This window comes from Thermofilum sp. (genome assembly GCF_038871435.1).
Lineage (GTDB): Archaea > Thermoproteota > Thermoprotei > Thermofilales > Thermofilaceae > Thermofilum > Thermofilum adornatum.
Window position 1 is genome coordinate 1 of sequence record NZ_JAVZIC010000006.1, and the last position, 18,618, is coordinate 18,618.

Sequence of the window (18,618 nt, forward strand, 5' to 3'; positions counted from 1 at the left end):
TGCAGTTTTGCATCTACAAAACAGTCCCAAGCGTCGCGCCAAAAACCCAGGGAAAAATCCCGGCAAAAAACACCCGGCAAAAACAACAATCCCCCCGGCCAAAACCCCGGCCGCAAAAACCATTTAACAAGCAAATCTTCAACACAACATTTCAAAAAGCCTAGCGAAACATGGATCAGCCCAATGTCTCTACAACCACAGGGGATAGCCACACAGCCCTCCATGCGGAACCATGGACAAAAATACGTGAGCATATTTATTTAGCCACGTTACAATATATTGGGAGAAAGTGGATCGGCATGGAGGCTAGAGCCAGGCAGGAAAAATATATACCGATGAGGCTGGTAACGAGGGAAGAGTACCTAGAATACATCAAGACACATAGAACCGTACGCATAGAGGACGAGGAGATCCCCATTGGGAAACCCCACAGGATCGAGAAGTACGCGCCAGACGACTCCGCCCTCGAGACCACGACCGTGTGGTCCTTCCCGGACAGGGGCGACTGGGCAACGCACAGGGGCGACTATAGGGGGAACTGGGCCCCACAGATACCGAGAAACCTCATACTTAGATACAGCAGGCCCGGGGAGACAGTCCTCGACCAGATGTGTGGAAGCGGGACAACACTAGTCGAAAGCAAGCTCCTTGGGAGAAACGCCATAGGCGTAGACATAAACTACGAGGCAGTCATGCTCACCATGGACCGTCTCAACTTCAGCTATAGGCCCCTCGACCCAGACTACAGGGAGCCAGAGATAAGGGTCTATCATGGCGACGCCCGGAACCTGAACCTCATCGAAGATGAATCCATAGACCTTATAGCGACTCATCCTCCCTACGCAAACATAATCTCGTACTCTAAAGCCAAGAGAATTGAGGGAGACCTATCACAAGTCTACAGCCTGGAGGAGTACCTGCAGGGAATAAGGGAAGTAGCCAAGGAGAGCTTCAGAGTCCTGAAGCCCGGCAGGTACTGCGCGATACTCATAGGCGACACCAGGAGGCACAGGCACTACGTACCCATAGCATTCAGAGTCATGCAACAGTTTCTCGAGGTTGGATTCATACTGAGGGAAGACATCATCAAGATACAGTGGAACACAAAGACAACCGAAAAGAAGTGGGCCCGGCTAGCGAAGACAAGCGAAGAAAACTGGATAGACAAGCCAGAAAACAAAAAACACTGGACAGACTTCTACCTAATAGCACATGAGCACTTATTCGTTTTTAGAAAGCCAGCCGAAGGCGAGGACATAGAAAAGTACAGAGACAGCATGAAGTGGTGGTGAAACTGGTAAGATACCAGCTCCTAGGCTTCAATACAGAGGAAGAGTATCTAAAGCATTTCCTAGACACACTCCTCGAGACAAACTGGACATACGAATACTTCGTGGACTGGGACAAGGTCAGAAGCAACGTAAAGAGCTATGTCAAGGAAATCTGCCTCCTAAACGCCTTGACAAAGATAGAAAAAGAGAAAAGAGAAAGCGAGCTCAAAGATATATTCCTAAGATACCCCGAAACAATCAAGGTCATACCCCTACTTATCGCTGTCCGAGAAAACAGCATACCCATCCTAGAGATAAGCGAAAAAGCCATCTACAAAGTATTTGACTTTAAAGAACGCAAGCTAAGCCCCAAAGAAGCCGAGGAGCTCGTCCACTTCTGCAGGAACATAGGCATCTTAGACCTTTTCGCGGAAATAAGTGACCTATACGCCTACCTACTAGGAGTAGAAGTCGGACTAGACACAAATGCGCGAAAAAACCGTAGCGGGAAGATATTCGAGAACTTGGTCGAGTTGCTACTAAATAGGAAACTAGCAGGAATCAAAGACCTTAGGATTAAAAAGAACGACAAGAGCGTTAAAATTTCTAGGAGCAAGAACGCTGACTTTGTCATATACTATAAGGGAGAACCCAAAGTAATCATCGAATGCAGTTTTTACAGCGAAACAGGAAGCAAACCCATCGAAACGGCAAACTCATACATAGACCTACAAAAGAAAATCCAACAAAAGAACATATACTTCATCTGGATAACCGACGGCAGGGCATGGAAATCAATGGAAAACACAATCAACCAAGTCGCCAAGGAAATCGACTTCCTATTGAACTACAACATTGCCAGCGAAAAAATAGACAAGCTAATCGAGCACATTTTATCTGACAAGAACAATTCTCGACAGCCCTAGCCAAGCCAACCGGCCGGAATCCCCCGCTGCTCGTCCACCACGCGCTGGCCAGCCTTGTCCACTACGCCAAGGACATAGCTCCAAGCCCTAGACACCCTCTCCCTCACGCCCTGCCCCGCCAAGGACTGCGGCACAAACACCCTCCCAATGCTCGCCCGCGAAAAAAGCCACGCAGAAAAGAATCCCTCGCCAAGCCCCTCGACCATTGTCCTCGAGGGAGCCTCTCCAAACAGCCAGTATAGGTCCCGGGCAAAGTTGCCCGCAATGTTCCTCAGCAGGTCCCTCTCCAGCTCCGGGAAGACGCTTGGCCCAAGCCTCTCAGCAACGTATTTCGGGAAGCTTCCGCCTTCCGGAACAAAATACGCGCCACTGGCAGACATAAGGTAAGCCTCAGACCCCAAAATTATGGACGGATCCCCAGCCAGGTACACGGCAGACGCCACAGTGAAAGAGTGGTAAATGCTCTTGAGTAGCCGGGCGTAGGCCTCCTCCAGGCTTTCAACATAGATCCTGCCCTCTGCAACGAGAGACTTGACCTCGTCGTCCTCAAAGTACCCCTGCAACACGACCCTGCCGTCTATGGAGAAAGCTGGCACACCGAATACGCCCTTCTCTAGGGCATGGAAGGGGGCCTTCTCGACATTTAGAAAATTTATCCGGCCCAGCAGTCCCTCCGCCTTTAAGATTGTGTACACGTGGTATGACTCAGAGCACCTTGGGTGAACATATACTTCAAGCATACATAAGGCAGATAAGTTGAGGAATAAATCTGTTTCGCGTGCGGGGAAAATGTGCATTGAACAAAGGAGCAATTAGGAAGGTCACATAGTTTGATGCACAACACGGCTAGGTCTAGAAGCACCACTTAAAGACACAAGGAACCAATATAGATGGGTTAAACCATGCAACCGCCCCTGCGAATAGATGAACCGGAGTGTGGGTATGGGAAATGGAGCGCTAGCGGGAGCATAGATAATAAATATGGTGTAGATAACTTATCTCGCAATTGAGAAGGTACCCAAGAGAATGGTTTAGAAATTTGCTTCGACTTTTGGTCTTTGTTGGAGAACTCAACGAACTGGAGCAAAATTATCCTTGTCCAGGAGCTTTTCCAATGTGTTGGTAAATTTTCTTCCTTTATTTAGCTATTTTAAATTATGTGTTATGTTATAATTCTTCTGTAATTCGTATTACGGATTACAGTATACGATTTATGATATCTGTCGTATGAGTTTTGTGTTACGGGTTCTCCGTTACTGACTTTCTCACCTTGTTTTGATATTCATTGAGGGTTATGTTTTGTTCGCTCCATTTGTAAAATTACTTTTGTTATTTAAAAGGCTAACATTTAAGATAAAAGGAGGCTTCGTTATTTTAAACAATACGTTTATTTAAACATGTAAGGTTTTTTGGAAACGTTATTTTTAAAAAGAAGAGTGTTATAATAATCTTTGAGCCTTTTTTTGATTTTAATGCCTATGTGTCTTGGATTAGTTAAACATTTATGTAGCTAATTATGTAATAATTTTTGTGATGAATCCTGAGGCATTAATGAATGCTTTGAGGGAATAAGTGGAGAAGGTAGATGAGACTCAGATCCCCTTTGAGATAGTCAATATGATGTCCATTCTTAGGGAGATTTCTAGAGCGACGGAGCCTAGACAACTCATTGTCAACTTAGTTGAAATGAATGAATATACGGAAAGGTTGTTTAAGATCTGGATAGAGGGTGAGGAGTATGGTGAGAATGATTTTATTGTCCGTTTTAAGTACATAGGCAGGGTAGCAGAGTTAGATTGGGATCTTTTTCGTAAAGAGGGACAAGTTGTTTATCATTACAAGGATGAAGGTGAAAGGACTATTATTGAGATTTCTGGAAGTCTGGACGAAGTGCGGAGATATGTTGTCGCCATTTTGTACTTTCTTGTTCGTTCCTTGAACTTTGTACATTTTTATGACCGCGAAAAAGCGGTTATGTTGAGTCGTTTGGTTTGGGAAAAATAGTTTTTCTTCATACCAGGTGTTTCCGGTATAGCGCGCGCTAATTCTGCTCGACATGCCTGGGTTGGCGTGTTTTGCTTTGAATATTTCGGGGTCATTATTTGTTGTTGAATTTATGGGAGAAAGGGTGAGACTTAGCTACGGGCCTGGTGAGCCGGACTAGATTGTTGTATACTCTGGGAACTCGACAGTGGTAGATGTAGGGAAGAAGTGGAAGGTTAAGTCTTAAAGTATTTTTCTTTTTGGGCTTTAGGGCTTGGATAAATTAAAAACATTTTCTTGTTTTGTTTATGTTTTTTGATTATCTTGTTGGGGAAAGCAAAAAATTTATAGTTGTTTTTGTTATGCTGTAGTTGTGAGCGGTGAGGAAAAGGAGACTATTCCGGAGGAGTGGCTTGATAAGTTTATTAGCGAGATGATCGAGGGCGATGAGGCTTTAAAGACAATGTCTGAGCGTTTCAAGATTACAAGGAACCTAGGGGAGGCGCTTGATTTTGCTGTTTCTCTGCTTGACAAGTATACTGCTGTTTCGATTAGTGGTTTTCCCCGGGAGGTTATCGTTGTTAGGCTTTGGGTTGTCGAGGCTAGGCGGACTAGCGGGGAGGAGGTTGTGAGGAGCAACCGTGATATTGGGTACTATGTTGTTTACCGGTACGGTATGCCTTGGGACCCGTACGAGAGCTTTTTTGTTGCTTCTAGGGAGGAGCTGGTTGAGCGGTTGAAGGGGCTTCTTGAGAAGCTCTTCAAAGAGGATCTTGAGAAGGGCGAGGATGTGAGCATTGACGGCAGGAATTATACTTCTGTGGAGTTTCGCGGTGATGGCTATGTGGTTTTGATGGCTTTGGCTCGTCCTCATGCGAAGACTTGGTTTATGTATATTTGGTGAGGTTTTTGGCTGTTTGATGGTTTTTGGGCTTTGTTTTTTGGGTTTTGTGGGCTTGTTTGTGGCGCGTTAGTTTTAAAGTTTTGTTTTGTGTGTGGATGTGTATGGGCCTGCTTGTTGTCCGTGATGCTGAGGCTGTTTTGACGATGGATAGTGCTGGGACTGTTTTGAGGAGGCAGTCGATACTGATACAGGATAATAGGATTGTGGCTGTGGGTGATTATGGGTCTCTTGTGTCCGGGTTTGGTAGCCCGGACGAGGTTGTTGATGGTCGTGGTAAGCTGGTTTTGCCTGGTTTCTATGATATGCATACGCATGTTGCGATGGCTGGGTTTAGGGGGCTTGCTAGCGATGTGGGGGACGTGATTTATCGTGTTTTTTGGCCTCTTGAGCGTAGCCTGGACGGGGACACGGTTTACAGGTTTGCTCTTTTGGGTGGCCTCGAGGCAGTTAAGAGTGGTGTTGTGCTTGTTGCTGACCACTATTTCTTTATGGACCATGTTGCCAGGGCCCTGAGCGAGGTTGGGGTTAGGGGGCTGCTTGGGCACACGTATATGGATCGTGACGGCCCGTTTACTGGGGAGAGGGAGCTTAGGGCTGGATTGGAGTTTGTTGATAGGTGGTCTGGGCACGAGCTTGTTGTTCCAGTTTTGGCTCCACATGCGCCCGACACTGTTACGCGGGAGAATTTGAGGTATCTGGGCGAGCTGGCCCGTGAGAGGAATCTTTTCCTGCACATGCACCTGGCGCAGACTCTTAGGGAGTTTAGGGTTGTGAGGGAGGAGACCGGGTATACGCCTGTGAGGTATGTTGAGAGGCTTGGGCTTCTCGGCAGGAGGACTATTGTTGCGCATGCCAACTATGTTGACGAGAACGAGAAGGCTTTGCTGGCTCATAGTGGTAGCCTGGTTGTCCAGTGCCCTTCGACGTACATGTTGTCTGGGACGCCTTTCCATGCTTATGACTATTGGCAGCTTGGGGGTAACGTTGCTGTTGGGACGGATGCACCGTGCTACAACGATAACTCGGACTTTTTCGAGGAGATGAGGCTACTCGTTTATGGCCAGCGGGTGAAGTTTGAGAGGAGCAGTGTGTGGAGGGCCTACGACTTGCTCGAGATGGTTACTAGGCAGAGTGCGAGGTTTGTTGGGCTGGATGGGGGCTACATTGGGAGGGGGGCGCTGGCCGACCTGGTGCTTGTCGACTTGTCGAGTGTGAGGCTTAGACCTTTCCTGAACCCGTATGCGAACCTGGTGTATGCGGCTAGTAGTGGAGACGTTGATACGGTAATTGTTAATGGTAGGGTTGTGGTGAGGGGGAAGAGGCACCTCTTCCTGGACGAGGAGCGAGTTGTTAACCAGGCGGAGGCGGCTTCTAGGATTCTCTTGCGTAGGGCCCTCGACGAGGACCCGGAGCTGGAGAGGATAATTGGCGTGGATAAAGTAATATAGGGGGTTGCCGAGATTTTCTTGATGCCGAAGCCTCTACATATTTTAGCAAAGCCGGAGGACATTGCTCCGAGGGTCATAGCTTCTGGTGACCCTGCTAGGGTTAAACAGCTTGCTGGGTATCTCGAGGGTGCCAGGCTCGTAAACGAGAACAGGGGGTTCCTCGTATACACTGGGAAGTATAAGGGTGTAGACGTCACTGTGGCTACGCATATGATTGGTGCGCCTTCTGCAGCGATTGTATTCGAGGAGCTCATAATGCTCGGCGCCAAGCTCATTGTGAGGTTTGGGACCTGTGGGGGTTTCCTGCCAGAGATGAGGGTTGGTGACTTTGTCATTGCTACTGGGGCTTCCTATAGCGGGGGCGGCACGATGAACACTTATAGCCCAGGTGAGTGCATGGCGGCTGTCCCGGACTACGAGGTTCTAAAGGCGCTGGTCGACAGTGCGAGCAGGCTGGGCTTGACGTTCCACTTGGGCCCCGTGATCAGCAGTGATAATTTCTATTCTGGGCTCGAGTACTTGAATAGGTGGATTGCGAGGGGCATGATTGCTGTAGACATGGAGGCCGCAACGTTGTTCCTCGTGGGGAGGCACAGGCGGATAAAGACTGGTGCAAGCTTCGTGGTGAGCGATGTTATTGGCCACGCATACGAGAAGATGGCGACCGCCGAGGAGCTCAGGGAGGCTGTAGACAAGGCTTCACGGGCAGTGCTTGATGCCGTTGTAAGCGTGAAGGTTTAATGTCAAATGTCTCGCCTACCAATAAAATATCCTTTTTTCTGGCCCGGTTTTTCTCCCAGCTTGGGGGAAAGCTACCTCTAGAAAGCGTCGTGATTCCCTTTGGAAGGTACAGGTTTATTGTTCCTAGGAGGTGGCTGGAGGCCAGCCTGCTTAATATCGAGCACATCTATTTGCTGGGGGACTATGAGCGGGTTCCCTGCATGACGTGTGTGGAGCCAGGCGGGGCTGTGCTTGATTTGGGGGCGTTTGTGGGCTTATTCAGTGTGAGGGTGGCTTGTGAAAACAGGGATGTTAGGGTGTATGGTGTGGAGGCTAATCCTTTTGCCTGCCGGTATCTAGAGGCTAACTATAGGCTTAACGGGGTGAGAGGGGGTGGGGTTCTCTGTGGGGCGGTTGGTGTCAGGAGTGGCGTCGCGAGGCTGTTCGTGGCTGATAATGGTGTGAATTCTTCGCTTGTGCCTGGATACGTGGATGATTATTCTGTGAAGATTGGCGAGGTAGGGGTTAGGGTCTATTCTTTGCGGGAGGTTTTTGAGAAGTTTCAGCTTGATAGGGTGGCACTTGTGAAGATGGACATAGAGGGGGCAGAGGAGGGTGTTCTTTATTCTTCTAGGGAGCTTGTTTCCCCAGACAGGGTGGAGAGGTGGATTATAGAGGTTCATCCTCCCTACTCTTCTCCTAGCAGGATCGTGGGATTGCTAGAGAAAGGGTACCGTGTCGCCACGTTTTATGACTATGATGCTCCGGGCCAAGTGTTTGTGTATGGGTGGACGCGGAGGTAAAACCTATATGTGTGTTGTGGGGTTATAGGGTATGCCTTTCCATATACGTGCAGAAAGGGTTTCCGATAGGGTGATCGTTGTCGGGGACCCGGGGAGGGCAAGGCTTATTTCCAGCATTCTAGAGGACGCTAGGCTCGTAAACGAGAACCGTGGGTTACTCACATACAACGGTTTCTGGAGGGGAAGAGAGGTTACTGTGGCTACCCATGGTATGGGCGGTGCCGGGGCAACAATTGTCTTTGAGGAGCTTATCCAGCTGGGCGGCCGTTTCCTGGTTCGCTATGGGACGACTGGCGGCATAAGGGAAAACGTCGAGCCGGGAGACTTCGTAGTGCCGGTTTCCGCTTTTTATCATCCCGGGGGGCTATTCAAGCAGTATTTTGGGGATCTCTGTGTCTCGCCTGCGCCTGACCTCGAGTTGACGTGGAGGCTGAGCGAGTCTCTTAGGGGTAGGGGTCTCCGTGTGTGGGCGGCGCCCGTTGTGAGTAGTGATGCTTTCTATGCCGAGACTCCCGAGGTTGTAAAAAGGTGGAGCGAGTTTGGGGCTGTGAGCGTGGAGATGGAGTGCGCTTCTCTTTTCGCTGTTTCGCGCCTGAGGGGTGTTAGGAGCTCATCGGTTCTCTTGGTTAACGGGAACATATTGTACCCAGGAAAGAGGATGATCTCTGAGGGGGAACTAGAGGATAGGCTTCTAGCCGGGGCTAGGATCATTTTGGACGTGCTTGCCGAGCTGAAATGAGGTCATAGAGATGTCTCTAACTTATAGACGCCTTACTGAGTTTAATGTTGCTGGGAGAGAGCTCCGCGAGAAGCGGAGGCTACTGGTTTATGGTAGCTGTATATTCCACGAGTACCCGGACATATTGTCAAGGTTTAGTGAGGGACGTGTGGCTCTGGGCGTGTGTCTCGAGGCGGAGCATCTCAATGTTGTGGCTTTGAAGCTTGCATCTATTTTTGCGAGGGTCGACCTGGAGGAGGTAGTTGTTTTGACTGTTGACGGTTCTCCGCACTGTATCCAGCTTCACCATGCTGTCGAGGAGGCTAGGAAGGTTACCGGGAGACAGATCAACGTCAGGCATTTCGTGATCGAGGGGGGAGAAGCTCTAGAGGTCAGCCCCGAAGCCGTGAAAGTAGCTAGGTACTTGTCAAAGATTCAAAGACTACTGAATAAGACTTAATAATTTCCCCTCAAAATTATGATAACGTGAGTAAGGAGAGCAAGAGCAGTTTAGTTATAGCTGTTTCCGCGGTCTTCGCGGCTTTAACAACAGTCCTGACATATTTGCCTGGACTCGCCTTGCCCTCGCCAACGGGAGGATACACCAATGTAGGTGACACCATTATCTTTATTGCAGGCCTGCTTTTCGGCTCCAAAGTTGGCCTTATAGTTGGCCTAGTGGGTCCAGTGATTGCCGACTTTTTGGTGGGTTATCCTAGGTGGTATGTGACACTTGTCGCCCACGGCCTGGAGGGGTTTATCGTGGGGATGGGTGCTAGGAAAAGCTTCAAGGTGCAACTGATGATGATGGTGATTGGAGGCCTAGTGATGAGTTTTACGTATTTCGTTGTAAATGTGTATGTTAAAGGGCTTGCCCCTGCTGTTGCCTCGCTTATCAGGGACGTGTTTGGACAGACCCTTGTATCAATAATTCTTGCCTCGCTGTTGCTAAAGCCTCTTGAGAAAATAGCTGTGATCAAGAGAGTTCAGGAAGTCATCCTGGGATAACAAGACTTATTATTTTTCTTTTTCCTCTATATTGATGTGAGTAGAGAGGCTTTTTGCTGGGAGGGGAGTCCCACTAGAATCTCTTATCTTGGACAATATGCCAGGGCACTGGTTCCCCTTGCTTCGCTTGGCTTGGTAGCCGTTTTCCGCTGGTTCGCGGGCGACTTTCTTAGGGATGTGTCAGGAGTGGCTTCTTTTGTTTTACGTGAGATTTGGCCGGACATGCCGACTCTCGATGCCCTTATATATGCTGGAGGGGTTTTCTTGTCATTACTCTTGGGATTGCTGGTTTGGGTTGTTGCCTTGGATATTTGGGTTCTTGTTTTCGAGGTATTCGCGTATCTGGCTGTGGAGGCTGTCCGGGTTAATTTAGGTATTGGCCTGGGGCTTGCTGGGAGGGTCTTGTTTTTGGCTCTTTTTTCTTTTGCATGGATGCTCCTAGTAGATGCCCAGCGTAAGACATACAGATACTCTGTGTCTCATAGGGGTGTTGCTATGTCTGGGGGTCTTTTGAGGAGGGTCGAGAGGTATGTTAGTGGTGACGCGATTAGCGACGTTATTGTTGTGAAGCCGTTGCTTGGCAGGCTCTTTGGCTTTGGCCACGTGGTCGTTGTTACGCCTAGCCAGCTGGGCCTCGGCGAGACCTATAGTTTGGGCGGTGGGGCAACTTCTAGGAAGGGGCTAGGAACTATAGTTGGGGGTGGGAGGGCTGTTAGGGAGGTGTTAGCTAAGCCCTGGAACTGTATATTTGGCGTAAAGAATCCTGACAGGGTGAGGGATTATATACTTAATGGATGCTAGAATAATGTCGAGAGGTAATGGGTAGATACTAGGAAAATGATGTAAAAGATAGAGAAGTATAGGTCTTTTCTCGAAATTTTGGTTTCTTCCAGGTATGTTCTGTCAGGGTATTTACCGAAGCCTCTTGCCTGCATCGAGATTGCAATCGCTAGTGATCTTTTGACTGTTAGGAATAGGAGCGGGAACACGTAGGATATTATGTATCGGTGTGGTTTTCTCCATGAGAAGTATCCCTTGATTTTTCTGAAGGATATCATGTTTTCCAGGTCTCTCTGTATCAGTGGTGCAAGGCGTAGGGTTATGAAGGACATGTAAGCGTATATGTATGGTACTTTGAGCTGTAGTGCTAGGGAGGTGGCGAGCGACTTTGGCGTTGTGGATGATACGAAGAGTATTGAGTATTCGATTATGACTAGTATTCTGGCTGTTAGGGCTAGGGACATTGATAGGGCCTTGGTAATCGTGAGGGAATAGTTGTAGATGTATAGGGCAAAGTTTACCCATGTATAACCTATGAGTGTAGAAATTATGCCTAGGAATATTGGCTTTGTTATTCTTGGCTTCTCATATGCGAGAAAAATGCATGCCATTGTTATGTGGAAAAACGCGATAGTTGGGTTGCCCGTTAGGGCTACTTGAAAGATTCCTATGAGGAATAGGGAGAGCTTGACGAGCGGGTTAAGTTGTTGGAGAAGGCTTTTCATTTCTGCCGGTCACCCCTCGCCAATTGCTTTAATGTTTCACGGTAGTCTTGCAGGGTCTCTTTTAGCTGAGCTGGATCCTCGGCTTCCTTCAAGAAGCTTGGCGGGTCAAAGTTTATGCGTTGCCATATGTCCCTGTTTAAGAGTAGGTCTTCTAGGCTTCCTGCGAAGACTATTCTGCCCTGGGACAGCCCATAAATTTTTGACTGTAGGAGTGTTACTAGCCATGAGTCGTGTGTTACTAGGATTACTGTTTTCCCAGAGTTTGCCAGGTGTTCTATGTTCTTTAACACGAGGAGGCTGTATTTTAGGTCTAGGCCAAAGGTTGGCTCGTCTAGGAGGTATACTGGCCTGTCCAAGAGGATCATTTCTAGTAAGGATACGAGCCTTTTCTCTCCTTGGCTTAGCTCGTAGACAACCTTGTCTCTGAGCTTTTCTAGACCAAATCTTTTCAGTGCCTGTTCGGGGTCGAGACTGGTCCTCCTGGATCCATTTGACACAACGCTTCTGATTTCTTCTTCGACTGTTCTCTCTGTGAACTGGTGGTCTGGTATCTGTGTAACGTAGGCTACACTGGTGGGTGAGGGCTTTTTTCCTTGCACTGTTATCTGGCCATTTTTTGGCTTTATGAGGCCTGCTATTGTTTTGAGGAGGGTAGTTTTACCGCTTCCGTTGGGACCTATTATGACAGTTGTTTCCCCTCTTTTTGCTGTGAAGTCTATGTCGTGCAGGATAATTTTTCCGCCTAATTGTACCTGTAGGGACTTTGCTTGGACTGTTGGGTCTGCATCTTCTACTGTAGGGTTGATGCTTTGGGGTTCTGTGTTTAAGCTGGGGAGGTAGCTTGCAGGTATCCAGACTCCCGAATCTAGGAGCTTTTCTAGGCCTACTTTCTCTATGAGTTCCTCCATGTTTTGTGCCATGATTCCTTGGCCATTGTCTATGTATAGTATCTTGTCAACGAGATCGAGGACATATTCTATCCTGTGTTCTACTAGTATTATAGCCGCGCCGTTCCTTTTTAGCTGTGAGAGCTCGCTGTATATTTCCCTTGCCGTTTTGGGGTCTATGTGTGCTGTCGGCTCGTCGAGGAGGTAGATTTTTGGATCCATTGCCATTATGCTTGCCAGGGCTAGTTTCTGTTTTTGTCCCGTTGAAAGTATATCTGTTGGGTAATCCTTGAAACTGCCAAGTGAGGTTTTGTCTAGTGCTTCCTGGGCTCTTTTGATTATTTTCTCTCTAGGGGTCTTCAGGTTTTCGAGTGGAAAGGCCACCTCATCGAATACTATCGGCATTACTATCTGTATTTCTGGGTCCTGGAACAGGAGACCAATGTCTCCAACAAGCCCGAGCATCCCGACCTCTAGGGCATTTTTTCCAGCAACAGTTAGAATTCCTTCGACCCTTCCAGGTATATGATGTGGTATAGCGCCCGCTATAGTTAAGAGCAAGGTAGATTTCCCGCTTCCAGTTGGACCCATCAGTAGAAGACATTCTCCCCCGTCGATGCTAAAAGAAATATTCTTTACGACGGGTTTCTCGTTATTGGGGTAAAAAATAGTTATATTTTGGGCTTCAACTAGGCTCAATATTTTTTCACCGACTTGCCTACCGCAAAGGCGTCGAGTAGCGAGGATTTTTTAGCCACGTAGTCTAGTATCGCCTTTACAAGTATCCCTGCGAATATCGCGCCGCTTACAAAATACAGGGACCAAAAGACGATTCTCTGTTCGGGCGTCAGGGGGTTAGTTATCCCGTAGAGAATTGTGTCGGCAGGAGCAGCCCAGAGGGCTGGGGCTGCTCCTGCAAGTGCCATTGTAAGCCAGTCCCACTTCTTATATCTTGTAAGGAAGAAGACTGCTTCACTCATTAGGCCCTGCATGAAGCCATACAGGAGGACTGTGGACGCAAATTGTGACCCGTAAAAGAGTTCAAGTATAGCTGCGAGAAGCTCGCCTAGAACTGCTACGTAGGGCTTGCGGATGATATATGCTGGGATTGTTGCTCCGATGAACCATACGCCATAGATTATAGGCGTGAGTGATAAGCCTAGAAGTAGCTTTGTGGCGTCCCAGACGATGTTGGACCAGACGAGAAAGATTGCTCCTATGACTGCTGATGTTGCCGCTGTTAGTACCAGCTCTTCAATTCTTAGTTTTTCGTTCATCATTTTTTATTTTCTAAAACTGATTTATATGCTTAACGTTTGCACTTTCCACCATTTAAGAAGAAGTTATTTCATTTCTTTATAACCGAGTTTTGAGGTAAATGAGAACATAACAGAGTTATAGATTACCTTTAAAAGTTTCTCGTCGTAAGATTTATAACTGAGTTAAATGCAATTCTTATTAAGGATTTTGATGTTTCCTGAGACAGTTGCATCTAATGTGTTTATTCCTTATCTCAGGAAACTACTGATTCTCGAGCTTCGAAGGCTTGGCATGTCTCAGACAGATATTGCTCGTCTCACTGGTGTTACTCAGGCGGCTGTCAGCAAGGTTCTTAATAAGGAGTATTTTCACAGTGAGAAGGTTTCTGGTCTGGATTTGGCTGAGCAGGAGCTGAAGGCTGTCTCGAAGAGGATAGCGAAACTGCTGTATAATGGCAACTTGAATGAGGCTGGATATCTGGCCAATAGGTATTGGTGGCTTGTGGCTGCGAGTGGAGACGCGTGTAAGGCCCATGAAAGGTATGGGTGGCGTAAGAGCGAGTGCTTTATTTGTACCAAGGTTGTTTACCCAGAACTCGATGTCAGCCGTGGTCTGGTGATGGCCGACCTAGAGAGAGCCCTATTAGTTTTGTCTTCGTCCGAGTATTTTGGTTTCTTGATACCGGAGGTTATGAGCAATATTGCTGTTGCTATTCCTGGCGCCAAGAGCATATATGACGTGGCCGCAGTTCCGGGAAGGATTTCACGTTCAAAGACGAATGAAGTTTTGTATAGGAGGCCAGAGTTTGGCGCTAGCAGGCATCTGGGCGGAATCCTATTGTCTATCAACGGGAAATTTAGAGCTGTAATGAATATCAGATATGATGAGGTCATCCGCGAGTCACTCATAAGTATGGGTATTTCATTCAAGGAGTTTAGTAGTGAGGATTATCCTTCAGCAAATCCAGCTGCCTCTGCGGCTGCCGACTTGCTCGAGAAGTGTCCTGACTGCCGGGCACTGGTCGATGTTGGTGGGACGAATATTGAAAGTGTTGTCTATCTTTTTGGTAACCGGGCGATAGAGGTAGCGAATTTGGCTGTGTCTCTTGGTGACCTTTACTATGCGGTTTCAGTTAAATATGGGAAAAGTCTAGGGAATCTATGATTAATCTATATTTACTTTTATTCTTAGAATTATGACAATTAAATATTAATACTTGTTTAACAGAATATAGGAATGAAGAAGTATGGGTGAAAGGGGTCCTGGAACGTTGGATGCGGGTTCCCCTAGGGATGTGGCTGTTCAACTTTTGAAGTTCCTGGGTCTAACTGGTCTTGAGGCTGAATTATACCTCTTGTTGCTTGAGAAGGGTCCAATGAGTGCTCCTGAAATATCTGACCACTTGGTTAAGCATAGGCCCCAGATTCACGTTGCCTTGACTAGGCTGTCTTCTAAGGGGTATATCGAAGAGCTGGGCGGCAGGCCTAAGAAGTATAGGGCTGTTGATCCACAATTGTTGCTGAATATTTTTCTGAAAGATTTTGATGTCTTGGCGAAGAAGGCTCTAGCCTATATGCAGTCAATTTCGAGACCATCCCCCGAGGAAAAGTACGGCGTGTGGATTATACGGGAGCCGGAGGTAGCTAAGAACAGGATGGCAGAACTTTTAGACACTGCTACTACGGATGCCTTGATAATGGGCGATATAAAGTTCATACATCTCCTCAGCGAGAAGATCGAGAATGCTATAAACCGTGGGGTCCGCGTGTATGTTCTTTCATATTCTCTTGGCGAGAGGGGAGCCAAGTTTATCTTGGAAGACATGCCGTTTCTAAAGAAGCTCAGAGTTGCTGTTTCCGGAGACCTGGTAATTGTTGTCGACTCTGAACGGGGAGGCGTTCTTAAGGCTCGCCCGACTCTTCCAACTAGGCATGGGTACCTTATCGAGGAAAGAACGCTTACAGACTACCTTTCGCATGACTTTATGAATAGATGGGTAAACGCTAAGGTGATAGTTGATGAGGACTACGAGTTGCCTTGGAGGTTTACTTTTCACAGGATGGCCCTCTATGAGACAAAGAAGCTTCTCCTCGAGAACAGGAAATTGAGGCTGAAGGTTAAGGGCTACGAGATAGATACTGGCGCAAGAGTCGAAATAGATGGAAACATAATAGATGCGGTGCTTGACGTTCCGGCAGGATTTGCCCATTTCAAGGTTGAGACTGATTCTGGAATAGTTAGAGTTGGTGGACTGGACGCTATTGTAGAGGAGGTTGCCGGAGAATTTTTCGAAATATATGAGGGATCTAAGCAGTAAATTTGTACTTTATTATTTCCCAAGCTAGCCGCGGAGTCAAGTAGGAGAGTACAATTTTCTTCATTGGGTAGAGCTCCTCTTCTTTTAGGGTTTCCTTGGAGTCAAAGACCCCCGCTTTTTTCATTTGTCGCGCCAGACTTATGCTCTGAATAACTGCGGCATAGTATTCGTCGTCGATGAGTCCAACCTTGTGCTTGCTCTTGGCTAGGCTTTCAACAGCGTTGTATGTTGCTTCTGCTATTTCTCGTCTTGTCAACCACTGGGTTTCATAGTTTAACATTTCGTGCCAGTTTTTAGCAAGAAGCAGTTTCCGGTGGTCTGTCAGGGTATAGGCGTATAGCTTGTATCCATATTTTGCCGATTTGTGGAAAGCTATGCTTCCAGGATCAACGAAGGGTGCAAGTGGGGCGACGAAGGCATCAACGGTGTTTGGGGCTTCTTGCCAGAGCTCCTCGAAAAAGCTTCCAATTGGTCTTACGTTTTCAACTGTCTGGCCGGGTAGGCCTATCATAAAGTAAAGGTCTATTCTTTCGAAGCCTAGTTGCTTGGCGTTTCTTAGGAAGGTTTTGAGTGTTTGGTTTGTGTAGGGTCTACCGTAGTGTCTTCTTATTTCTTCGTCCTGAGATTCAGGCGAGATCTGAAGGTAAACTCTTTCGCTGGCTTTCCTCATAAGTTCCAAGACCTCTCTCGGTGGGGGTACGAAAAATTCGAAGAATACTTCCAGGTCTTGTTTTTCGCTACTTAGGAGCTTCGTTAGCTTTTCTATGTAGGTTTTTCCTAGAACCTGGAGGTCGTTGACAAAAAATATTGGCGCCTTTAACCTCTCGGTTATTTCCTTGTATTCCTCAAAAAGGGTTTCAGGCTTCTTTATTCCTAGATTTTTCCTTTGAAAGATTACGCTATAGGTAAAGTGGCTTCCCCCGCATGCTAGACAGTTGTAGGTACACCCCTTATAGGTTATTACAGCCGTGACGGGGTGCTTTAGAAATGTGCTCCATGGAAGCGAGAGGGTAACCCCGCTTCTGACCATAACTTTTACGACTATATCGTACTTGGGGCGAAGCTCGTCGAGTTCTGCTGGGACGTATTTTAAGCCTGTGAATTTTATTTTCCCGTCTTTTGTCCTGTAGGCTATATTAGGTATCTCCTTCAATTCCTCTAGGAGACCTTTCTCGAGCTTTTGAAGAAGCTGGTAGAATATGGGCTCGGTTGTGTCGCCAAGGACAATGGCGTCTACAAAGGGATAGTTTTCTAGTATCTCGCGCCAATAGTAGGTGGATGAGAGGCCGCCAAGAACAACTGGATTCCCCGTGATTTCTTTAACTAGCTTTGCAACTTCAAGGGCACCGTGGGAATGAACCAGCCAGTGGAGATCTATACCGTATACTTTGGCGTCTATTTGACGGATCAGCCTTGCTACATCTACATTGGGATCGTTCACCATTTTAGCGGCGATGTTGTATATGCCGGTCTTTATTCCTCTCTCTTCTAGGTATGAAGCCAGCGAGAAGAAACCCGCAGGATACATGTCGAAGATAGGTTTAGATGGTATAACGTCGCTTATGGGACCATAATTTACGTAGGTATGTTTCCTGAAGTCGTATACGCTTGGTGCATGTATGAGAGCCAAGTCTAAGTGCTTCACAGAAAAATGGAGCCCTTAGGTTAATATTAGTTTTTTGTAAAATTTTTCCTTAATAGAAAACTAGATTTCGTTCAGGCTTTAGGGAATGACTTCGACCGTATTATTGTAAGGAGGGTAAAGAATGTCTTTTAGAGTAATTCTCCCCTCTTTTAAGTAGTTTTTTATGGTTGGAAGTGCCTCTAGAAGGGAATCTATGAGGCCTATAGTTGCTTTGCACACTTCTTTGAAGCCGTTTTCGCCCCAAAGCCTCTCCATGTATGCGTACAAGCACCTTCCACCACAATACCTGTAGTAGCTACAGGAGATACAGGGTTCACCTATTTTTGGAGCAGACTCGGGGCTAAGTTTGCCTTGAGAAATATTTCCCAGCTCTGCCCATTTCTCCTCTACAGCTATGGGGCAGGCAAGAATCCTCCCATCAGTTAAAATCGAGAAAGAATTCACTCCAGCCCCACAGGGCGGAGCGGCATAATTATCAATGAATGTTTTTGTTATGATAGCCTTAAATGGGGCAATTCCAAGTACTGTTCCCCTCGACATCTCTTCAACCCAAACATCAACCAGCTTCCTTACCCCGGGAAGGTACGACGCATCCCTCCATTGCTGGAAGTTTTTCCATCTGTCGCTCCATACAACGTCTAGCTGCCAGTGTACATGGGTGAATAGTTTCAATGATAAAAGATGCATGACGTCTAGATAAATATCTGTATCCTCTGTCACAGTCATCCTTGCTATTAAATCACCTGTGAAACCTATTGTCCTTAGCCACTCTGCGGTAGATATTACTTTTTCGTAGACCCCTTTTCCGCGATACTTGTCTGTAACTTCTGGCCTGCCGTCTATAGACAAGAGTATTGCATCGAACTTGAGCCAGTAATCTTTTGGAAGACTCCTGGGAATCGTCCCGTTTGTCTGAATGACAAAATGTTTCACTTTGACATTGTCAATCGCCCACATTATAAATTCAGGGTTTAGAAGCGGCTCGCCACCATAAAATGCAATGACCGCCTCGGGGTCTTTCTCAATAAACCTTTTAAGATACTCAGGGTTGTATTGTATTTTCCAAGGCACTTTTCTGGGGTCGAAGCTTCCCCCACAATAAGCGCATTTCAGGTTGCATTGACCAGTCGTGTGCACTATGTAGAGCATATTTAGGGGTTCACCATTGATGTTCTATGTTCCTAGACCCGTAGCAGTAAGAGGATATAACCATTCAGCAAATA

Annotated in this window: 19 protein-coding genes; 13 read left to right on the forward strand and 6 right to left on the reverse strand. The window is 47.1% G+C overall.

Annotated elements, in window-relative coordinates; translation table 11 throughout:
• Positions 1 to 299: 299 nt before the first annotated feature.
• Both QXT17_RS07455 and QXT17_RS07460 read left to right on the forward strand, forming a co-directional pair.
• Entirely contained in the window at positions 300 to 1,292 is a 993-nt protein-coding gene (locus QXT17_RS07455) for a DNA methyltransferase (protein WP_020961934.1), read from the forward strand.
• On the forward strand, positions 1,289 to 2,197 hold the full coding sequence (locus tag QXT17_RS07460) for a type II restriction endonuclease (protein WP_020961935.1): 909 nt from the start codon (positions 1,289 to 1,291) through the stop codon (positions 2,195 to 2,197). Before QXT17_RS07455 ends, QXT17_RS07460 begins: the two co-directional genes overlap by 4 nt.
• On the opposite strand, the gene QXT17_RS07465 is transcribed toward QXT17_RS07460, so the two are convergent.
• Entirely contained in the window at positions 2,194 to 2,937 is a 744-nt protein-coding gene (locus QXT17_RS07465; RefSeq protein ID WP_020961936.1) for a hypothetical protein, read from the reverse strand. The two genes, QXT17_RS07460 and QXT17_RS07465, sit on opposite strands and share 4 nt — an antisense overlap.
• An 832-nt stretch (positions 2,938 to 3,769) precedes the next feature.
• On the opposite strand from QXT17_RS07465, the gene QXT17_RS07470 reads away from it, so the two are divergent.
• The 9 genes from QXT17_RS07470 (at position 3,770) to QXT17_RS07510 (ending at position 10,582) form a co-directional block, all read left to right on the forward strand.
• Positions 3,770 to 4,201: a hypothetical protein gene (locus tag QXT17_RS07470; protein WP_020961937.1), complete on the forward strand. Its 432-nt coding sequence runs from the start codon at positions 3,770 to 3,772 to the stop codon at positions 4,199 to 4,201.
• A 352-nt stretch (positions 4,202 to 4,553) separates the two neighbouring features.
• A complete protein-coding gene (locus QXT17_RS07475) occupies positions 4,554 to 5,084 on the forward strand; it encodes a hypothetical protein (protein WP_020961938.1) in 531 nt (176 codons plus the stop codon).
• A gap of 101 nt (positions 5,085 to 5,185) precedes the next feature.
• Positions 5,186 to 6,532, forward strand: coding sequence for an amidohydrolase family protein (locus QXT17_RS07480; protein ID WP_020961939.1), 1,347 nt, complete (start codon positions 5,186 to 5,188; stop codon positions 6,530 to 6,532).
• Positions 6,533 to 6,553: 21 nt separating this feature from the next.
• Positions 6,554 to 7,273: a purine-nucleoside phosphorylase gene (locus tag QXT17_RS07485; RefSeq protein ID WP_020961940.1), complete on the forward strand. Its 720-nt coding sequence runs from the start codon at positions 6,554 to 6,556 to the stop codon at positions 7,271 to 7,273.
• Positions 7,273 to 8,055 carry an FkbM family methyltransferase gene (locus tag QXT17_RS07490; RefSeq protein WP_020961941.1) on the forward strand — a complete coding sequence of 261 codons (783 nt, stop codon included), beginning with the start codon at positions 7,273 to 7,275 and terminating at the stop codon, positions 8,053 to 8,055. Before QXT17_RS07485 ends, QXT17_RS07490 begins: the two co-directional genes overlap by 1 nt.
• 31 nt (positions 8,056 to 8,086) lie before the next feature.
• On the forward strand, positions 8,087 to 8,794 hold the full coding sequence (locus tag QXT17_RS07495; protein WP_020961942.1) for a purine-nucleoside phosphorylase: 708 nt from the start codon (positions 8,087 to 8,089) through the stop codon (positions 8,792 to 8,794).
• A 10-nt stretch (positions 8,795 to 8,804) separates the two neighbouring features.
• On the forward strand, positions 8,805 to 9,233 hold the full coding sequence (locus QXT17_RS07500; RefSeq protein WP_020961943.1) for a hypothetical protein: 429 nt from the start codon (positions 8,805 to 8,807) through the stop codon (positions 9,231 to 9,233).
• Between the two features lie 26 nt (positions 9,234 to 9,259).
• Complete coding sequence (locus tag QXT17_RS07505) at positions 9,260 to 9,781, forward strand: ECF transporter S component (protein ID WP_052887037.1); 522 nt, start codon at positions 9,260 to 9,262, stop codon at positions 9,779 to 9,781.
• Positions 9,782 to 9,817: 36 nt separating this feature from the next.
• Positions 9,818 to 10,582, forward strand: a complete 765-nt coding sequence (locus QXT17_RS07510) for a PH domain-containing protein (RefSeq protein WP_342783030.1) — start codon at positions 9,818 to 9,820, stop codon at positions 10,580 to 10,582.
• Here QXT17_RS07510 and QXT17_RS07515 read toward each other — a convergent pair.
• The 3 genes from QXT17_RS07515 to QXT17_RS07525 are packed head-to-tail and all read right to left on the reverse strand — an operon-like array spanning position 10,579 to position 13,453.
• Entirely contained in the window at positions 10,579 to 11,286 is a 708-nt protein-coding gene (locus tag QXT17_RS07515) for an energy-coupling factor transporter transmembrane protein EcfT (RefSeq protein WP_020961946.1), read from the reverse strand. The genes QXT17_RS07510 and QXT17_RS07515 overlap by 4 nt on opposite strands.
• Entirely contained in the window at positions 11,283 to 12,872 is a 1,590-nt protein-coding gene (locus tag QXT17_RS07520) for an ABC transporter ATP-binding protein (RefSeq protein WP_148681947.1), read from the reverse strand. Before QXT17_RS07520 ends, QXT17_RS07515 begins: the two co-directional genes overlap by 4 nt.
• Complete coding sequence (locus QXT17_RS07525) at positions 12,869 to 13,453, reverse strand: ECF transporter S component (RefSeq protein WP_148681948.1); 585 nt, start codon at positions 13,451 to 13,453, stop codon at positions 12,869 to 12,871. The genes QXT17_RS07520 and QXT17_RS07525 overlap by 4 nt, the downstream gene beginning before the upstream one ends.
• A 190-nt stretch (positions 13,454 to 13,643) precedes the next feature.
• On the opposite strand from QXT17_RS07525, the gene QXT17_RS07530 reads away from it, so the two are divergent.
• On the forward strand, positions 13,644 to 14,597 hold the full coding sequence (locus QXT17_RS07530; RefSeq protein WP_240366761.1) for a thiamine-phosphate synthase family protein: 954 nt from the start codon (positions 13,644 to 13,646) through the stop codon (positions 14,595 to 14,597).
• Between the two features lie 82 nt (positions 14,598 to 14,679).
• Complete coding sequence (locus QXT17_RS07535; protein WP_020961950.1) at positions 14,680 to 15,750, forward strand: TrmB family transcriptional regulator sugar-binding domain-containing protein; 1,071 nt, start codon at positions 14,680 to 14,682, stop codon at positions 15,748 to 15,750.
• On the opposite strand, the gene QXT17_RS07540 is transcribed toward QXT17_RS07535, so the two are convergent.
• Together QXT17_RS07540 and QXT17_RS07545 are read right to left on the reverse strand one after the other, a co-directional pair.
• Positions 15,740 to 17,395: a TIGR04190 family B12-binding domain/radical SAM domain protein gene (locus QXT17_RS07540; protein WP_020961951.1), complete on the reverse strand. Its 1,656-nt coding sequence runs from the start codon at positions 17,393 to 17,395 to the stop codon at positions 15,740 to 15,742. The genes QXT17_RS07535 and QXT17_RS07540 overlap by 11 nt on opposite strands.
• 78 nt (positions 17,396 to 17,473) lie before the next feature.
• The gene (locus QXT17_RS07545) at positions 17,474 to 18,544 is read right to left on the reverse strand and encodes a TIGR04084 family radical SAM/SPASM domain-containing protein (protein WP_052885493.1); all 1,071 of its coding nucleotides are present in this window, start codon (positions 18,542 to 18,544) and stop codon (positions 17,474 to 17,476) included.
• Positions 18,545 to 18,618 lie beyond the last annotated feature (74 nt).